The sequence below is a fragment of the Sphingobium sp. TomMM7A genome (genome assembly GCF_055397305.1).
On sequence record NZ_AP027311.1, the window covers coordinates 925,617 to 943,110 of the forward strand.

General features: G+C 64.1%; 13 protein-coding genes. 3 read left to right on the plus strand and 10 right to left on the minus strand.

Annotation, left to right across the window (positions count from 1 at the left end; all coding sequences use genetic code 11):
* Positions 1 to 386 precede the first annotated feature (386 nt).
* Positions 387 to 1,613 carry a bifunctional glutamate N-acetyltransferase/amino-acid acetyltransferase ArgJ gene (argJ, locus tag ACZ5ZH_RS04775; protein WP_464772333.1) on the plus strand — a complete coding sequence of 409 codons (1,227 nt, stop codon included), beginning with the start codon at positions 387 to 389 and terminating at the stop codon, positions 1,611 to 1,613.
* Positions 1,613 to 2,410, plus strand: a complete 798-nt coding sequence (locus ACZ5ZH_RS04780; protein WP_464772334.1) for an inositol monophosphatase family protein — start codon at positions 1,613 to 1,615, stop codon at positions 2,408 to 2,410. Before argJ ends, ACZ5ZH_RS04780 begins: the two co-directional genes overlap by 1 nt.
* Before the next feature lie 86 nt (positions 2,411 to 2,496).
* On the opposite strand, the gene trxA is transcribed toward ACZ5ZH_RS04780, so the two are convergent.
* The 10 genes from trxA to ACZ5ZH_RS04830 all read right to left on the minus strand — a co-directional run bounded on the left by trxA (position 2,497) and on the right by ACZ5ZH_RS04830 (position 16,815).
* Positions 2,497 to 2,817, minus strand: coding sequence for a thioredoxin TrxA (trxA, locus tag ACZ5ZH_RS04785; protein WP_449472362.1), 321 nt, complete (start codon positions 2,815 to 2,817; stop codon positions 2,497 to 2,499).
* A gap of 30 nt (positions 2,818 to 2,847) precedes the next feature.
* On the minus strand, positions 2,848 to 6,288 hold the full coding sequence (addA, locus tag ACZ5ZH_RS04790; protein ID WP_464772335.1) for a double-strand break repair helicase AddA: 3,441 nt from the start codon (positions 6,286 to 6,288) through the stop codon (positions 2,848 to 2,850).
* On the minus strand, positions 6,269 to 9,244 hold the full coding sequence (gene addB / locus ACZ5ZH_RS04795; RefSeq protein ID WP_464772336.1) for a double-strand break repair protein AddB: 2,976 nt from the start codon (positions 9,242 to 9,244) through the stop codon (positions 6,269 to 6,271). The genes addA and addB overlap by 20 nt, the downstream gene beginning before the upstream one ends.
* Entirely contained in the window at positions 9,237 to 9,947 is a 711-nt protein-coding gene (locus tag ACZ5ZH_RS04800; protein WP_464772337.1) for a nucleotidyltransferase family protein, read from the minus strand. Before ACZ5ZH_RS04800 ends, addB begins: the two co-directional genes overlap by 8 nt.
* Positions 9,944 to 10,930 (minus strand): aminoglycoside phosphotransferase family protein, encoded by a 987-nt coding sequence (locus ACZ5ZH_RS04805; protein WP_464772597.1) that lies wholly within the window; start codon positions 10,928 to 10,930, stop codon positions 9,944 to 9,946. The genes ACZ5ZH_RS04800 and ACZ5ZH_RS04805 overlap by 4 nt, the downstream gene beginning before the upstream one ends.
* Positions 10,927 to 11,364, minus strand: coding sequence for a tRNA (adenosine(37)-N6)-threonylcarbamoyltransferase complex ATPase subunit type 1 TsaE (tsaE, locus tag ACZ5ZH_RS04810; RefSeq protein ID WP_464772598.1), 438 nt, complete (start codon positions 11,362 to 11,364; stop codon positions 10,927 to 10,929). Before tsaE ends, ACZ5ZH_RS04805 begins: the two co-directional genes overlap by 4 nt.
* 13 nt (positions 11,365 to 11,377) lie before the next feature.
* Entirely contained in the window at positions 11,378 to 13,726 is a 2,349-nt protein-coding gene (locus ACZ5ZH_RS04815; protein ID WP_464772338.1) for a PAS domain-containing sensor histidine kinase, read from the minus strand.
* 262 nt (positions 13,727 to 13,988) lie between these two features.
* On the minus strand, positions 13,989 to 15,398 hold the full coding sequence (gene ahcY / locus ACZ5ZH_RS04820; protein ID WP_464772339.1) for an adenosylhomocysteinase: 1,410 nt from the start codon (positions 15,396 to 15,398) through the stop codon (positions 13,989 to 13,991).
* A gap of 120 nt (positions 15,399 to 15,518) precedes the next feature.
* A complete protein-coding gene (locus ACZ5ZH_RS04825; RefSeq protein ID WP_464772340.1) occupies positions 15,519 to 16,070 on the minus strand; it encodes a hypothetical protein in 552 nt (183 codons plus the stop codon).
* Between the two features lie 184 nt (positions 16,071 to 16,254).
* On the minus strand, positions 16,255 to 16,815 hold the full coding sequence (locus ACZ5ZH_RS04830; protein WP_196226065.1) for a YqgE/AlgH family protein: 561 nt from the start codon (positions 16,813 to 16,815) through the stop codon (positions 16,255 to 16,257).
* A 137-nt stretch (positions 16,816 to 16,952) separates the two neighbouring features.
* Between ACZ5ZH_RS04830 and ACZ5ZH_RS04835 the strand changes: the two genes are divergently transcribed.
* Positions 16,953 to 17,435, plus strand: a complete 483-nt coding sequence (locus ACZ5ZH_RS04835) for a peroxiredoxin (RefSeq protein WP_460985837.1) — start codon at positions 16,953 to 16,955, stop codon at positions 17,433 to 17,435.
* Positions 17,436 to 17,494 lie beyond the last annotated feature (59 nt).

Below are 17,494 nucleotides of genomic sequence, written 5' to 3' on the forward strand. Positions count from 1 at the left end.
GAAAGTCTGTATAGGAGCCACAACTACCCGGGGCGCCAGCACTGGCGCCGGATTAAACACCGGCGGTGGGCGACGGAATATTGGTCGAGGCACCACGGATTTACGGGCTAGGCGCACGGTAGACGTGGTGCGGCAATAACGGTCTCCCTTTCGGTCGGTCCAGCATGACCAACTCCCGCTGACCGGCTCGGTCTGCGCGAGCGCCCCGTCCACGGCAAAAACCGTCAGCAGCAGGAAAGCAATACGCGAATGAAGCTGTGGCAAGCTCGCCCCCTTTCGGAGGCGCACCTTACGTATCAGGCTACAGAGCGCCATGGCTAAAGGTGGTTAACGTCTGCAATCATCGCGGGCGTTGACGGTTTCCGCAATTACGCTAATCCGCGCTCATGACACAGCGCTCTCCCCTCGCCCCCTTAGCCTTTCCTGAACTTCCCGCGATTTCAGGCGTGACCGCGCGCGTTGCCAGGGCGCGGTACAAGAATTGGGATCGGTGCGATCTGACATATGTGGAACTGGCCGAGGGGACGGCGGTTGCTGGCGTGACGACGCAGAGCAAGTGCCCCTCCCCCGAGGTCGAATGGTGCCGGGACGCCATTCCGCTCGGGTCGGCACGGGCGCTGGTGGTGAATGCGGGCAATGCCAATGCCTTCACCGGCCATCGCGGGCGGGCGGCTGTCGAAGCGATCGCGGCGAAGGTCGCCAATCATCTTGGGTGCCTGCCTTCGGATGTGTTCGTGTCTTCGACTGGGGTGATCGGTGTTCCCTTGCCGGTGGACAAGGCGGAGGCTGGGCTGGAGGCAGCTTTCTCCGCCGCGCCTTGCGAGTGGGAAGAGGCGGCGAATACGATCGGGACGACCGACACCTATGCCAAGGGTGCGCGCACGAGCGCCATGATTGGCGAGACGCGCGTTGAGCTGGTGGGGATCATCAAGGGATCGGGCATGATCGCGCCGGATATGGCGACGATGCTCGGCTATATCTTTACCGACGCAGCGGTCGAGCCGAAACTGTTGCAGCAGATGCTGTCGGCGGCGAACCGGCGGACTTTCTCCTGCATCACGGTCGATAGTGATACGTCGACCAGTGATACCGTGCTGGCCTTTGCCACGGGCAGGGCAGGCAACACCCCGTTGACGTCGATGGACGATACGGGAGCGGATGCGTTTCAGGCGGCGCTGAGCGACCTTTGCCTGCAACTGGCGCATCTGGTGGTGCGCGATGGCGAGGGCGCGTCGAAGTTCATCGAGATCAGCGTCGAAGGCGCGGAGAGCGACGCGAGCGCGCACCGGATCGCGTTGTCCATCGCCAATTCGCCGCTCGTAAAGACGGCGATCGCGGGCGAGGACGCCAATTGGGGTCGCGTCGTGATGGCGGTAGGCAAAGCGGGTGAGCCAGCGGATCGCGATAAGCTGTCCATCCGGTTCGGCGTGACGCAGGTGGCCTCGGGTGGGCTTGCTGTAGAAGGATATGATGAAGCGCCGGTTGCCGCGCACCTTAAGGGGCAGGATATCCAGATCGGCGTGAACCTTGGCCTTGGCGAGGGCCGCGCGACGGTCTGGACCTGCGACCTGACGCATGGATATATCTCGATCAACGCGGATTACCGTAGCTGATGCCGATCGAGCTGCATGACGATGTCGTCACGTTGATGCGTGAGGTGGCGCGAGACATCGTCATGCCGCGCTTCCAGAATTTACGCGTCGACGAGATCCGCGAGAAGGCCGTCGATGACTTCGTCACCGTTGCCGACAGGGAAAGCGAGATCAGGCTGGCCGAAGGGCTGAGCCAGATCCTGCCCGAAGCGGGAATCATCGGCGAAGAAGCCTGCGCGGCGGACCCGGCGATATTGGATCGGGCGGGTGACGGGCTCAACTGGATCATAGACCCGATCGACGGGACAGGCAATTTCGCAGCGGGGCGGCCGCCCTTCGGCATAATGATCGCTTTGGCAGATGCCGGGACGACATTGGCGGGATGGATATTGGACCCGCTTACCGGACGCTTGTGTCACGCCACGCTGGGCGCTGGCAGTTATATCGATGGCGAGCAGGTCCGGGCGCGGGAGAGCGGCGATCCGTTGCCGATAGCGGCGCTGGCGGTTTATTTCATGTCGGACGAGGAGCGAGCTGACATTCAACGGCGGGCGGAAGGGGTGTTCGCGCTTGTGGACATTCCGCGCTGTGCGGCGGAGCAATATCCTCGGCTGGTGCTGGGGCAGAATGATGTTTCGGTCTTTGCGCGAACATTGCCGTGGGACCATGCCGCCGGGACGCTGTTCCTGAACGAAGCTGGCGGATGCTGTCAGCGGTTGGATGGGTCGCCCTATGTGGTGGGCGATTTGCGACGGGGATTGCTTGGGGCTTCGTCGCCGCGGTTGTGGGAGGCTGCGGCGGGGGTGTTGTTTCGGTAAGGCTTGGGGGCCGGAGTGGTGGAGAGGTTGCGCGTTCCCCTCTCCCCAGCCCTCTCCCCTGAAGGGGAGAGGGAGTTAGGTGTGCGTTAGAGGACGCTTTCTATCCAGCCTTTGAGCGCGCTCTTGGGCGCGGCGCCGACTTTCGTGGCGGCTGCTTCGCCATTTTTGAACAGGATCATCGTGGGGATGCCGCGCACGCCATATTTGCCGGGCGCGTCGGGATTTTCGTCGATGTTGATCTTGGCGATAATGACCTTGTCAGCGAGTTCCTCGGAGATTTCTTCCAAGGCCGGGCCGATCATCTTGCAGGGGCCGCACCATTCCGCCCAGAAATCGACAAGCACGGGCTTGTCTGCGTCGATCACGTCCGCCTGGAAGCTGGTGTCGGTGACTGCCTTGGTAGCCATGTTATATTTCTCCTTCAGTTGGGCGGATATCTAGGACGGTGACGCGTCCGTCTCAACGGGTGAAAGCGGCAAATTCTCCTGCGCGGGGGGAAAGCCCGGCTTGTGCGCGGCGAGAAGGTCGTGCGGAAGCGTGATGAGGCGCGGGGCGCTGGTATAGAGCAGCGCGGCTTCTATCCGGCGGTCGGGGAAGATCACCTGAAGCGCGGCGGCATAGGCCGCCATCTGGCGGACATGGGCAGCGGGGACTTCCTCCACGCTGAGGGGCGCTATGCGGCCCGTCTTGAAATCCACGACCTGCACCCGATCGGGGCCTATACATAGCCGATCCACGGTGCCGGAGATCACCATGTCGCCGACGACCGCAGCGACAGGCGCTTCAGCAAGGGCGCCTGGGGCAAAAAGCGGTGCGAAGTCGCTGTCCTCGATGACGCGGAGGGCCTGCGCGATGACGTCATGACGCAGTGATGCGTCCGCTGCGCCCTGCTGTTCGAGCCAGCGGTCGGCGCGTTCGCGGCGTTGTTCGGGCGAAACGTCAGGCAAACGCTCGAACAAGGCGTGCAGCCAGCGCCCCCGCTCGCTCGCCGCCCGCATGGCAGGCGTGGGCGGGGGATAGGGCACGTCATCCTCTACCGGAGCGGAAGGTGCGAGGGGCCGGGGGGGACGCGCTTCTTCTGGCGCGGGCTGACGGAGCCAAGCGGGTTCGGCGTGCGACGCCGCTTCAACAGTAGCGGCCTTTTGCAGGGGACGCGGAGGCAGGGTCTCTGCACCCAGCCAGCGCCGCCGTGCGCCCCACAGATGATCATCCTCCCATTCCGCGCCTAGGGCGATCATGGCGTTCTCGACTGCCGTGAACCAGCTTTCGGGTTGTGGCATGCCACGGGCGCGCGGGCCTAGCGAGCCGGTGACGACCAGCCTTTCCTCGGCACGGGTCAGCGCGACATAGAGCAGCCGCCAATGCTCCTCCCGTTCGGCGGCGCGGGCTTCCTCAAGAACCTGCCCGATGGGGCCAAGACGCTCGGACTTGCGGGGAGCGAGGATAGGCAGGCCGTTCCATTCAAGGGAATCGCTGCGTGTTCCGGCATCGGGATCAAGGCAGGCGTCCGCCAATATGACGACCGGGGCCTGCAAACCCTTCGCACCGTGCACGGTAAGAAGGCGGAGCGAATCGCCCTGCGCCGCCGCGTCGCGGACGATCTCCACTTCGCCCCGGTCGAACCAGTCCACGAAGCGCTGCAAGGAGGGGTGATCGTCCGTCTCGAACGCGAGCGCGGCGTTGAGGAGTTCCTCGATCGGATCGGCGGCTTCGATGCCGAGCCGTTCGATCAGGCGGCGGCGGCCCTCCATCGGGCCGGACAGGATCGCTTCGAGATAGCGGTAAGGCGTAGTGAGGTCCGCGCGATTCAGCAGGGTGCGAAGCGGGGCGAGCAGCTCTTCGTCCTGGGTGCGGGTGAGATGCTGCCAGAGCCCAACGCGGCGGTTCATGGCGCAGGCCATGAGGTCGTTCTGCGACCAGCCGATCAGCGGCGACACCAATAGCGAGGCTAGATTGAGATCATCCTCAGGCTGAACGGCGAAGCGGAGCGCGGCGAGGAGGTCGCGCACGGCAAGCGGTGCGTTCAGGCGGAGACGGTCGATGCCTGCCACGGCGACGCCTTCCTCATAGAGGCGGGCAACGATCAGGCGGGCTAGTTCGCTGCGGCGGCGGACGAGGATCATGATGTCGCCTGCCGTGACGGGGCGGCCACGACTTTCGAGCATCATGCCGTCATCGATCCACTGGCGGATTTGCCGCGCAATGTTCTGGGCGAGCAGGCGTTCCTGATCGGCGGCCCAATCCTCCTCCCCTTCGGCGTCGTCGGACAGGCCAGCGATGGCTGGTTTCCATAGCAGGACTTCGCCGGGGAAGCGGTTGGCGCTGATGTGCTGGACGGCGCCCGAGAGGAGGCCGAGCCGCTCGGCGCTCAAGGTCGCGATTGTCCGGTCCACTACGTCGAGCACGGCGGGCGTGGAGCGGAAACTGCGTTCGAGCGACAGGTCGTGGAAGATATGGTCGGCATCTTCCGCATTACGCTGGAATGCTATCTGCGCGGCGGCGAAGGCCTGCGGGCTGGTGCCCTGGAAGCCGAAGATCGCCTGCTTGAAGTCGCCGACGGTGAAGATGGTGCGGACGCGATCACCCTTGGCGCCCTCCCCTGCGAAAAATTCGGCAGCGAGCGCGCCTACGATCTGCCACTGGCTGACGTTCGTGTCCTGCGCCTCATCGACCATGATGTGATCGATGCGCTGATCCAGCTTGTAGCGAATCCAGTCGGCGATGCCGGGTTGGGACAGAAGATCGGCGGTGCGGGCGATGAGGTCGTTGAAGTCCACGGCGCCTGCAAGCTGCTTTGCCTCATGATAGGCACGGGCGTAGGCGCGGCCTGCATGCAACCCCTCCGCGAGTAAATCGGCGTAGGCGGCTAGCGCCTTGAGATTAAGAAGCTCGGCGCAACGCGAGTGAAGGCCTGCGCTTGCTTCACCATAGCCATCGACCGGGGGAACCCAGCCCTTGGTCGAGATGAGGTCGCCGTCCTTCTTCGCCCAAGCGGCGTGCAGATCGTCCAAAGCCTCCGCGCGGTCGCGGGGGTTTAGAGCCCTCCATCGGGCTATGCGGTCACAGCGCTCCAGGGCGCGGCCGGTGCCCCAATCGGCATTGGCCTGAGCGATCCAGACGAGGGTTCGCATGTCGAACTGCGCGTCTTCGCACTGGCTGGCGAGGTGCGCGATGACGTCGCCCTCGGGAAGGCCAAGTTCGCGATAGAGCGAGGCGGCGATGTCTTCTGGCAATTGCTCCAGCGCGGGCAGATGGGCGGCGCAGCGCAGGAGGAATTGTTCGGCGCCGCCTTCCCCCAGACGCAGGCTGATCGCTTGTAGCGCTTCCATGAGCCGGTCGTCGCCCTGATCCTGCGCACGGACGGCAAGATCGGCTAGGGTCTGGCGCGCGAGCGCCGCCTGCTCCCGCTGGTCGAGCGGGCGGAAGCCGGGAGGTAGATCGGCTTCGAGGGGAAAGGCCGTCAGCAGTTGCTGGCAGAAGCCATGGATGGTCTGGATGCGAAGACCGCCGCCGGTGGATTCCAGCACCTCCGCAAAGAGGCGGCGGGCACGGTCGCGTGCTTCCGGGCCGCTATCCTCGTGCAGCGCCTCCAGATCCTCGAACAGTTCGCCTTCCTCCATCTGGACCCAGGCGGCGAGGCGATCATGGATGCGGTCGGCCATTTCCGCCGCGCCCGCTTTGGTGAAGGTGAGGCAGAGGATATTTTCAGGCCGCACCCCCTGAAGGAGCAGGCGGAACACGCGCGCGGTCAGCACATGGGTCTTACCAGTACCCGCCGAAGCCGACAGCCACACATGGGCGTCAGGCGACGCAGCGCGCGCCTGCGCTCCCGCGAGGGGTTGAAGCGCGGAGGTCTTTCTAGACATCGTCGCGGCCATACCATTCCTCCAGCCGCATCAGCTGGTCATAGTCGCCATAGTTTGCGACTTCGGGATTCACCTGCGCGTCGAAGGGGGCGTTACCCGTCAGATAATCGCCAGCGATCTTTTCGAACCATTCGTGGACGAGCGATGTGAAGGAGGCCGTTACGATCTTATCTCGCTTCCCCATCGGATCGACGGGGCTTTCCCGATAGCCGAAGGCGTCGTTCTTCTTGGCCAGCGACCAATATTCGAAACATCCTGCGGTTTTTGCGCCCTCGATGGCCGGGAAGCCACCCTGTTCGGCGATGAGGCCCAGTAGCCCTAATTGGAGCGAATAGCCCGCCTTGACCTGCTTGGCGCTGGGCGGTTTGCCGGTTTTGTAGTCGACTATGGCGAGCGAGCCGTCCGGCATGCGATCTATCCGGTCAGCCTTGCCGGTGAGGGTCACGCCAGCGATTTCCGCCCGGCCATCCGTCTCAACCGCCAATATGGAGCGGCCTGCTGCCTGATCGGCAGCCACCTCGGCAGCGATCCAGCGGATGGCCTCGATCAACCTTGGCTGCCAGAGCGCCTTCAGCAACGGGTGAACATCGGGCCGGTCGAACATCGCGCGGGCGCGGGCTTCCAGATCGGCGGGATCGCGCCGCCCGGCCTCTGCCCATTGCTGAAGGATTTCATGGACAGCCGTACCGCGCCATGCAGGGCCAGCATCGGCATCGACCGGGTCGAGGCGATTTAGGCGCAATATCCGCTTGGCGTAAAAGGCGAAGGGGTCAGCCTTTAGGCGGTCCACATCCGTTACGGGGATCAGCTTCGGGCGGACGGAGGCGGGTGGCACTGGCGCGGGGCGGCGGCTTGGCTGGTGCCGCGCTGGGCGGTCGAGTGCCTGTGCCAGCGCCGCGTAACGATCGGCGCTCTTCCATTGTGGACCGGCCATGGCCTTGAGGCGCAGCCAGAACCGGGAGGCTATAGCGGGACCGCCCGATCCTCTTCTCGCGCGGGTGATGAGGACATGGGGAGCGCCCAATGCACTGGCAAAGTCATGGGCGGCGCGGCCGATGCGGGTTTCGAGGCCGGGCAGGCCAAGTTCCCGCCGGATGCGGGGAGCAAGCCAGGGATCGGGCGACGGCAGGCCGGGCCATGTGCCTTCGTTGAGGCCGCCCAGGATCATGAGGTCGGCCTGAACCAGTTGCGCTTCGATAAGGCCCAATATGGAAATGCGCGGATGGCCGCCCTGAACCGGGCGCACCGAAACACCGCCTAGCATATTGTCGAGCAGGGTCGGGAGGGAGCGGATGTCAGACTGTTGAGGGCCTTCAGGGGCCGCCTGTTCCAACTCCGCGAACAGGTCGGCGGCGGCGTGGCCCTGAACACCCGACCATATGGCATCGCCGGTCAATGCTCCGGCTTGTTCGCGGAGGGCCGCCAGTTGCGCGGCGAATGTGGGGGCGGCGGCGCAGGCTTGCTCCAGCGGCTCGAGCAGCGCGCGCGCCTGTGACCACCATTGCCGCGTTTGGTTTCGCAGCGCCTGCTGGCGATCCTCTCCTTCCCGTTCGGCGAGGAGCAAGTCGATCCCTTGAAGGCCCGCAGGAGGACGCGGGCCGCGCAGTAATAAATCAAGGCCGCGCACGCCTTCCAGCCATGGAAGGCGTCCTTCGCCGCGCATGACCAGCGGATGCTTGAGCAATGTCAGGAGCGCGACGGGCGCGAAGCGTTCGGCCACCGCCTGGGCCAGCGCGATGAGCAAGGTGCCCGGCGGCAAGCGAGACAGCGGCAGGCCCGCGGAATCGTCGGCTGATATTCCCCAGCGCGCCAGATGCGCCGACACCCGCGTGGCAAGTTGGCGGTCGGGCGTGACCAGCGCGGCGGTGCGGCCCTGCGTTTCCACCGCCTCACGCAGGGCGATGGCGATCGCCTGAGCTTCCTCACCCGGCGTTGCGACTTCCAGCGCCTCCACTCCGGCAAGCGACCGGTCGGCGGTCTTCAGATCGCGCCAACGGCTGGTCAGGCGCGGCGGAAGCATCGCGTTGGAGATGTTGCGGCTGCGGACGGCGCGCGCATCATGCTCGCTGCCCCAGCGCCAGAGCGCTACGTCATCGCGCGTGGCGCTCATTCCATTGAGCAAGCGCTTGAGGGCATATTGGGGATGGGTTTCATGCGCAGGGGGCGCACGGCCGGTGACGGGGTCCGGCGCGAAGGGACCGATGGCGTTCCATGCGGCTTCGTCCATTTCATGGTCGAGGCCAGCGAAAACGACGCTGCCGCGCGGCAGGACGGCAATCCTTCGAAGCAGACCCGCAACCGCCGGAGCGGTCGTGGCTATGCCAGCGGCGACGACGAAACCGGATGGCGGCTCTGCGTCCCAACGTGTGGTGAGGCGATCGAACAGGCGATTGCGGCGGTCAGCAAGGTCGATGAGGCCAAGCCGTGCCAATTCCTTGGGCCAGCGGCGAATGAGGATGGAAAATAAGTCGAGCGATCTTTGCCAATGGCCCGACAGTTCATCCGACAGCGTGAGTTCGGAAAGCGCGGTAATGGGCACCCGCTCCACCTGCATCTGGTCGAGCACCGTGCCGAGCGCCTGACCGAGCTTGATCGCCTGCGCGGCGTCCATTGGCTGGCCGGATGCCTGCTGAACCATGCGGGCCAGGATCATCTGGCGGCGCATGGGCGCGATCGCGGGGGGAATGGCCTCCCCCTCCGCCAGAGGATCGAGCGCACCGCCTGCCTGTTCGCCAAGATCGGGATCGCCGATCGCGACCAATCGGGGAAGAAGCAGGCCTCCACCCGATCGGCGGACGAAAGCGTCACTGACGGCACGGATCGCGCGGTTGGTGGGTAGCAGGATCATGCCCTGCGCCAGCGCCATGGGATCGCTGCCATGCTGCGCGACTATGCCCGCTGCCAAGGCGTCGGAAAAGGCGCGGTGAGCTGGGATGTTGAACAAGGCGGGCCGGGTGCGGTCACCCATAGGCGAGCATCGATTCCACAAAAGGAATGGCGCGCGGCGTGCCGACGTCGAACCAGAGGCCCTGATGGGAAACGCCGTAGAGGCGCCCCGCTTCGATAGCGCGGTTCCAGAAGATATTGGTCGAAAAGACGTCGGACGGCGGATCAACCAGCAGGCTGGGCGAGAGTATCTGCACGCCAGTGAAGACGAAGGGAGCCACATGGCTCGTCTTGCGGCGGCTCAACCGGCCAGAGGCGTCCATGTGGAAGTCGCCCGGTCCCGTGTGGCAATGGGCGCGGGCGAGCGGCACCAGCAGCAGCAGTGCGTCCATGCGACCGGGGTCCCACAGGCGCTGCATCATGCTCAGCGTTTCCTGCGGCCCGTCGATCCAGAGATTGTCGCTGTTCGCGCAGAAGAAGGGTTTATCCCCCAGCAGCGAACGCGCATGGATCAAGCCCCCGCCCGTCTCCAGCAGCTTGGGGCGTTCGTCCGAAATCAGCACCTGCATGCCGTTCGAATGGGCATTGAGATGCGCCTCGACCGTGTCGGCGAGGTAATGAACATTGACCACCACCTTGCGGATGCCGCCAGCGGACAGCCGGTCCAGCGCATGGTCCATCAGCGGCTTGCCAGCGACCTTGACCAGCGGCTTTGGGCGCGTGGCGGTGAGCGGGCGCATCCGCTTGCCAAGGCCAGCCGCCATCAGCATTGCCGTGTCGATCATGCGGGGGCGTTATCCTGAAGCGCCAGGTGTCGCTTTTCTGCCGGTATGTTGGCGGCGAACCAGTCCGCTACCGGCGCGAGCGCGGGGTGCGCCAGGTCGCGTTCCAGCAGGTCCCACATGCGCGGCAGGAAGGACAGGTAGCGTGGCTTTCCGTCCCGCTTCCATAGGCGCGTGAAGAGGCCGATGATCTTTGCATTCCGCTGCGCGCCCAGCACAGCATAGGCAGCGTCGAAGTCGGCCGGGGGATTTGCGACGGCCTTATAGTGGCGGATCATCGCAGCCTCCACCTCCGGCGGCACATCGCGCCGAGCGTCCTGAAGCAGCGACACGAGATCATAAGCGGGATGCCCGGCCAGAGCGTCCTGAAAGTCAAGAAGGCCAAGCCCGCGTACTTCGGGCCGGTCGATCAGCATGATATTTTCGGCATGATAATCGCGCAGCACTGTGACTGTGGGGCTGGCGGATTGCTCGACGACCGGCAACACGGCATCCCAGGCGCGTGTATAGGCATCTGTATCGACAGGGAGGCCGATCGCGGGGCAATACCATTCGGTGAGCAGCCCTGCCTCGCGCTGATAGACCGCGCGGTCATAGGGCGGCAGGTCGGCGGCAGGCTGGCGATGAAGATCAGCGAGCAGCTCGACTGCGCGGCTATAAACGCCTTCCTCGTCGGCGGGGACATCATCCAGATGTTCCTTGACCCGCAAGTCGCCGAAATCCTCAATGAGGACCAGACCTTGTTCCAGATCGCGGGCAAGGATCGCCGGGGCAGCAAAACCCTGTCCCGTCAGATGTTCGGCAATGGCGATAAAAGGACGGGGGTCTTCATGTGGCGGAGGTGCGTCCATCAGCACGGCACGGCGCGCGCCATCGACCACGCGGAAGTAGCGGCGGAACGACGCATCACCCGCCAGCGGGACGATAACGGCATGGCCCCACCCCGCAGCTGAGAGAAAGGCGGGAGCGGAAGCGGGCGGGATCATATCTGCGACCATCGCTCTGTCCAAGCGTCCGGCACGCGCACTGTCAAGCGCCGAGCGCCGTCGGGTTCGATGTCGATGTGGAGCCGCAGCGCATGCGGCCATGCATCCGGACCCACGCGATCCGGCCATTCGACGATCAGCAGGCTGTCCATCAGATATTCGTCCAGAGCCAGTTCCTGCGCCTCTTCCGCATCATCAAGGCGGTAGAGGTCGACATGGGCGACGGGCAGCTTCACCTCCGGCACATCATAGGGCTGGACGATCGCGAAGCTGGGGCTGGGCGCCTCGCCTGCAAGGCCAAGCCCCTCCAATATGCCGCGCGCGAGCGTCGTCTTTCCCGCGCCAAGGCCGCCCTCCAGCGCGATGACGTCACCGATGCGCGCCAAGTCAGCCAGACGGCGGCCGAGGGCCAGCATCGCCGCTTCGTCGGGCATGGTCAGGCTCTGCTCAGCCACGGGGTAGCTCGATCACGGCCATGGTGCCCTGCCCCGGCTCTGACACGAGCTGGAGGGTGCCGCCATGCGCCTCTGCCAATTGCTTGGCGAGCGGTAGGCCGATCCCGGCCTTTTCACCGCTTCGTGCCTGTTCCGCGCGCGCCGCAGCATCGAAGATCGTGGCGCGGCGCTTGACGCTGATCCCGGGACCGTTGTCGGAGACGACGAGCCGCGCGGAAGCGCTGCTGCCGTCGCCGTGCAGCAATACGCGCGCGCCACGTCCGCTGTAGCAGACGGCGTTCTCCAGCAGATGATCGAGCGCCTGGCCGATCCGGCGGCTGTCGCCTTCCACCTTCCCCAATGTTTCATGCAGGGAGATGGCAAGGTCGATGCCCTTGGCCGTTGCCTCGGCCTTGATCCGCTCGATGCTTTCCTTTGCCAAAGCGGCGAGATCGACAGGGGCGCGGTCGACCGGGAGCGTCCCGGCTTCTCCCTGTGTCAGGTCCAGCACATTGTCGATCAACATGGACAGGCGATTGGTACTCTGAAGAATGCCATCGACATATTCTTTGGCGGAATCGCTCATATCCCCGGCATAGCCCGCGCTCATCATCTCGGCGAAGCCGGCGATGGTGGTGAGCGGCGTGCGCAATTCGTAGCTCATATTGGTGACGAAGGCGGTCTTGACCCGATCGGCCTGCTCCAACGCTTCGTTGCGGTCGCGTAGCACCTGTTCGACACGGCGGCTGTCGGTCACGTCCAGCATCGTAAAAAGTGCATTGCCGTCGGGCAGAGGGATGGCGGCAAATTCGAAGATGCGGCCGTCCGCGAAACCGACATGGCCGACGCGCTGCTTGCGCTCCACTGTCGCGGCGCGGACCAGCTCGCGGACGAGATTGGCCTGCTGCGGCTTGGCGAGGCGGGATTGGACGGCGCGGAGAAGTTCGTCGATGCGCGGGTGTTGCGCCAGAAGATCTTCGGAGATTTCCCAGATCGAGCGGAAACGACTGTTCCAAAGCGACAAACGGCCATCGGACGAAAAGACGCCGATCGACTCGAACAGATTGTCGAAGGTCGCCGTGCGGACTCGCAGCAGCGTGTCGCGCGCGCTGGAAAGCTGGACCTGCTCCGTCCGATCCTCGAATATCAGGAGCAGGCCGCCGTCAGGCAGTGGCTGACCATAGACGCGCAGATGCGTGCCATCGGCGAGCAGCCAGTTCTCTTCGCGCGGGTCGGGGGAGAGGAACCAATCGCGACGTTCAGCGCGCCACGCCGGAAAATCGCGATGTTCGGGCAGGCGGCGGGCCTCGCGCATGCGGTCGAGGACGCGTTCGAACACGGGCTGATCGGCCAGATGTTCCTGATCAAGACCGAACAGGCTCATAAATGGCTGATTCCAGAAACGCAGGGTGCGATCGGAGCCAAAGCGGGCCACGCCAGCAGAGAGGCGATCGAGCAGGTCGCGCTGAGCCGCTTCGAGGCGGCGATGCTCGACCCGGGCCTGTTCAAGCTCATTCTGGTCCATCGCGAAACCGGCGACGCCGGCCTCGCCAAGCGGCACATCGACGACCCGCATCGTGCGGCGTTCGCCATCTATGGTCGCTGGTACCATGCGTTCGACCACCCGATCCTCGGTCAGCGCCTGCTCTGCTGATGACTGAGGGCCGAGGCCGCCCACCGCCTCGACCAACTCCGTGCCCTGAGCGATGACATCTGCCGCATTGGCCCCATCCACCGCCTGGACATAGGCTGCGTTGACCAGACTGAGGCGCATGTCGGCGGTGCGATGCCACATTGGAAACGGCGCGGCTTCCACAAGGCCCGCGAGCGCTTCCAGGGCTTCGCGCAGTTGCTCGACCTTGCTCTTCAGCGCCTGGATTTCCGACTGGCTGTCGGTCGCGTCGAATATCCACAGGACTACGCCGCCGCTTTCGGCAAGCACTGGCCCGGCAGGCGCGCCGCGCACCAGCAGGAGCCGGGAGGAACCCTCCCCCCGCACAGGCAGGGCGAAGCTGCGTCCGGCGCGCTGGGCCGCCGCTATTTCCTGCGCGAGGGCCGACGCGTCCTCCGGCTCCAGGCCGCCGTCGGGCGCGGTCAGTTCGGATACGAATGCGGGCACCCGGTCCTTGCCAAGCCATTTGGCGAGCCGGTCGGCGGCTTCTATCCGGCCATCGGCATGAATGATGATGGGTGCAGCGGGTGCCGAGGCGAGCAGGCTGGACAGGCGATCGAACTTGCCCTGCACTTGCGTGCCTTCGCGACGCATGCGCTGCCCGGTCGAAAGCGCCCACACCGCGGCGGCCAGCCACGCGGCCAGCACGATCCCCAATATGACTGCGGCAAATGGGGTCAATGACGTCATTGCGCCTGTTCACCCCTCATCGCGACCTGCCACCCCATTGCATGATTATCAGGGGACTAACCCAAGTCGGGAGCAGCGTGAAGCGGGGAGTTTGAAGAAATGCGCGGATCCTTCAAGACGGACACGCCCTCATCTTTGTCATCCCAGCGGTAGCTGGCATCTCAGCCGGACGCCGTTGGCAATAGATCCCAGCTTTCGCTGGGATGACGAGAGGCTGAGCATAAAAAAAGGGGAGACTTTCGCCTCCCCCTTTCCAGTTTGCTTAGTAGCGGTAATGATCCGGCTTGAACGGACCTTCCGGCGTCACGCCGATATAGGCGGCCTGCTTGGGGGTCAGTTTCGACAGCTTCACGCCGAGCTTTTCGAGGTGAAGCGCCGCCACCTTTTCGTCCAGATGCTTGGGCAGGACGTAGACGTCGTTCTTGTAGGTGTCCGACTTGGTCCACAGTTCGATCTGCGCCAGCACCTGGTTGGTGAAGCTGGACGACATTACGAAGCTGGGGTGGCCGGTCGCGCAGCCCAGGTTGACCAGGCGGCCCTTGGCAAGGACGATGATCTTCTTGCCGTCGGGGAATTCGACTTCATCGACCTGCGGCTTGATTTCAGTCCACTTCATGTTCGAAAGACCGGCAATCTCGATTTCGCTGTCGAAGTGACCGATGTTGGACACGATCGCCATATTCTTCATCGCGCGCATGTGATCGACGGTGATGACGGCTTCGTTGCCAGTCGCGGTCACGAAGATGTCGGCGCGGGTGGCGGCTTCTTCCATCGTGACGACTTCATAGCCTTCCATCGCGGCCTGAAGCGCGCAGATGGGATCCACCTCGGTCACCAGCACGCGGGCGCCGCCATTGCGGAGCGAGGCTGCCGAGCCTTTGCCAACGTCGCCGAAGCCCGCGACGCATGCGACCTTGCCAGCCAGCATCACGTCGGTGGCGCGGCGGATGGCGTCGACCAGCGATTCCTTGCAGCCATAGAGATTGTCGAACTTCGACTTGGTGACGCTGTCGTTCACGTTGATCGCCGGGAAGGGAAGCTTGCCCTTCTTCGCCAGCTCATAAAGGCGGTGAACGCCGGTGGTGGTTTCTTCCGAAACGCCCTTGATCGCGGCGACGGTCTTGGTCAGGTAGCCCGGACGATCGGCCAGGAAGCGCTTGAGCGTGGCGACGAAGATTTCTTCTTCCTCGTTACCCGGCGTGAACAGTTCTTCCCCAGCCTCGACGCGCGCGCCCCACAGGGCGAACATGGTGGCGTCGCCGCCGTCGTCCAGGATCATGTTGCAGGGCGTGTCACCCCAGTCGAAGATGCGGATGACATAGTCCCAATATTCCTCCAGCGTCTCGCCCTTGACGGCGAAGACGGGGATGCCGCGCGCGGCGATGGCAGCGGCGGCGTGGTCCTGGGTCGAGAAGATGTTGCACGAAGCCCAGCGGATTTCCGCGCCCAGCTCAGCCAGCGTCTCGATAAGCACGGCGGTCTGGATCGTCATGTGCAGCGATCCAGTGATGCGCGCGCCCTTCAGCGGCTTGGCAGCGCCAAACTCGTCGCGCAGGGCCATCAGGCCGGGCATTTCGGTTTCGGCGATCTCGATTTCCTTGCGGCCGAACGCGGCAAGGTTGATGTCGGCGATCACATAGTCCTGCGCCTGGGTGGCGGGTGCTGTGGCCACGAGGGTGTCTCCATCGGTTTAGAATATGCCGGAGCCGCTCGCATGGCGAAACGGCGGCGATGGTCTGCGCTTTACCAATCGCCGCCGGTGATGGCAACTCAATATAAAGTTTTCTTTATGTCACTCCTCGCCGGTGCGTGAGGCGACCGCGACCCTCGTTTCGCCCAGATCGGCCGACGGCTCCGCTTCCCGACCCGCAATCGCCATGACAACGTCACAGCGGGCGCCCGAAAGATGCGGGGTCGTACCGGCAGCGTCCGACAGTTCAAGCAGCGCCGCCCGGGTCGCGGGGAGCGCGTTAGCTGCATCCGTGATCGACTGTAGGTCGCGGCAGGCAAGCCCTTCGGCTCCGGCGCCATAAACATTGGCGAGGCTGGTTACGTAATTGTCGTAAGCTCCCAGCGCGCCAACCGGTCCGGCGACGGAACGGAAATGTTCGCGCAGTTCGTCATTGACCTGCGTCAGCGCGTCACGCTTTTCCCTGATGAAGCGGTTATAGTCGGCCAGGAAGTTGCTGCCCGTAGAGCGGCAACGCAGCGCCGACACCATGAGCATCATCTCAAAATCCCGAATTTGCGCCGCCTCTACCGCGACCTTCTTCCAGCAAGGCGCGGCGCTGGCAGGCGCGAGCGGCATCGCTGCGGCAATCATAGCCGCGACAAACTTCTTCATGATTTGAACCCCCGAGCAATTTCCCGAGGATGAAGGTGCGCCCGCGCGCTTGCCGCGTTGTAAATGAAAGCGGTTAGCGGGAATTTACCCGGAAATGTTCAGTTACGATGCGGAAACAAGCTCCGTTGTGCGCCATCGTTACACAGTTGAACCGGAAAAATATCTCGCAAATTATGCGACCTGATCAGGCGGAGCCAGCGCCGCTCACAAGATGAGACGCATCGACTCCGGCAGCGGCATAGGCCGCCGCCCATTTTTTTTCCGCCGGAACGTCGAACAATATATCCGCGCTGCATCCCGCCGGGAACCAGCTTTCGCCGGTCATCTCCTGATCGAGTTGTCCTGCGCCCCAACCGGCATAGCCGAGGGCGACGATGTAGCGACTGGGACCAGTGCCTTCCGCGATCGCCTTCAATATCTCCAGCGAGCCGGAAAGCCCCCAGTCCTCCCCGACCTCCACCATGTCATGCCCTTTCCAATCGAGGGAATGCAGCACGAAGCCCCGGCGCGGTTCGACCGGCCCGCCGCGAAGCACGGGTATGTCGGGGACATTGGCAGGGTTGATATCAAAGCTTTCGAGCAGTTCATGCAGCCCCACGCCTTCGATTTCATCGCTGACCGCGATGCCGAGAGCGCCATTTTCATCATGGACGCAAATGGCGATCACGGAATGATCGAAGCGCATGTCTTCCATGCCCGGCAAAGCGAGCAGGAACTGACCGGCATAGGAGCGAAGTTGATCCATAGGATGAATATACGCTGCCCAGCGGCTTTGCCAATGGCGGGCTGTCGTTCACCGGGGGCGATGCGACACGTAAGCGCGCCTTGACACAGGACCGCCAAGCGCCGACCTCCCGCCTCATCAACGGCAGGAGACAGAATATGACCATCGCAAAAGGGGATCGCATCCCCGCTACCACCTTTGCCAAGATGACGGAAAATGGGCCGGAGCAAGTTTCCTCCGACGAGTTTTTCAAAGGCCGGACGGTGGCGCTCTTCTCCGTTCCCGGCGCCTTTACGCCGACCTGCTCGGCCAAGCACCTCCCCGGTTTTGTGGAAAAGGCCGACGCCCTGAAGGAAAAGGGCGTGGACGAGATTGCCTGCACCGCCGTCAATGACGCGTTCGTCATGGGCGCATGGGGCAAATCAGCCGGAGCAGACGATAAGGTCACCATGCTGGCGGATGGCAATGGCGACTTCGTCAAGGCTGCGGGCCTGACGATGGACGGCAGCAAGTTTGGCATGGGCACGCGTGGCCAGCGCTTTTCCATGATCGTAAAGGATGGCGTGGTGACCGAACTGAATGTCGAGGCACCGGGCGAGTTCAAGCTTTCGTCGGCTGATCATCTGCTGGGGCAGCTCTGACGCGATGGCCGCGCGATGCCCTCATCGCGCGGCCACCGGCCTTCCTTCCGTCACATATC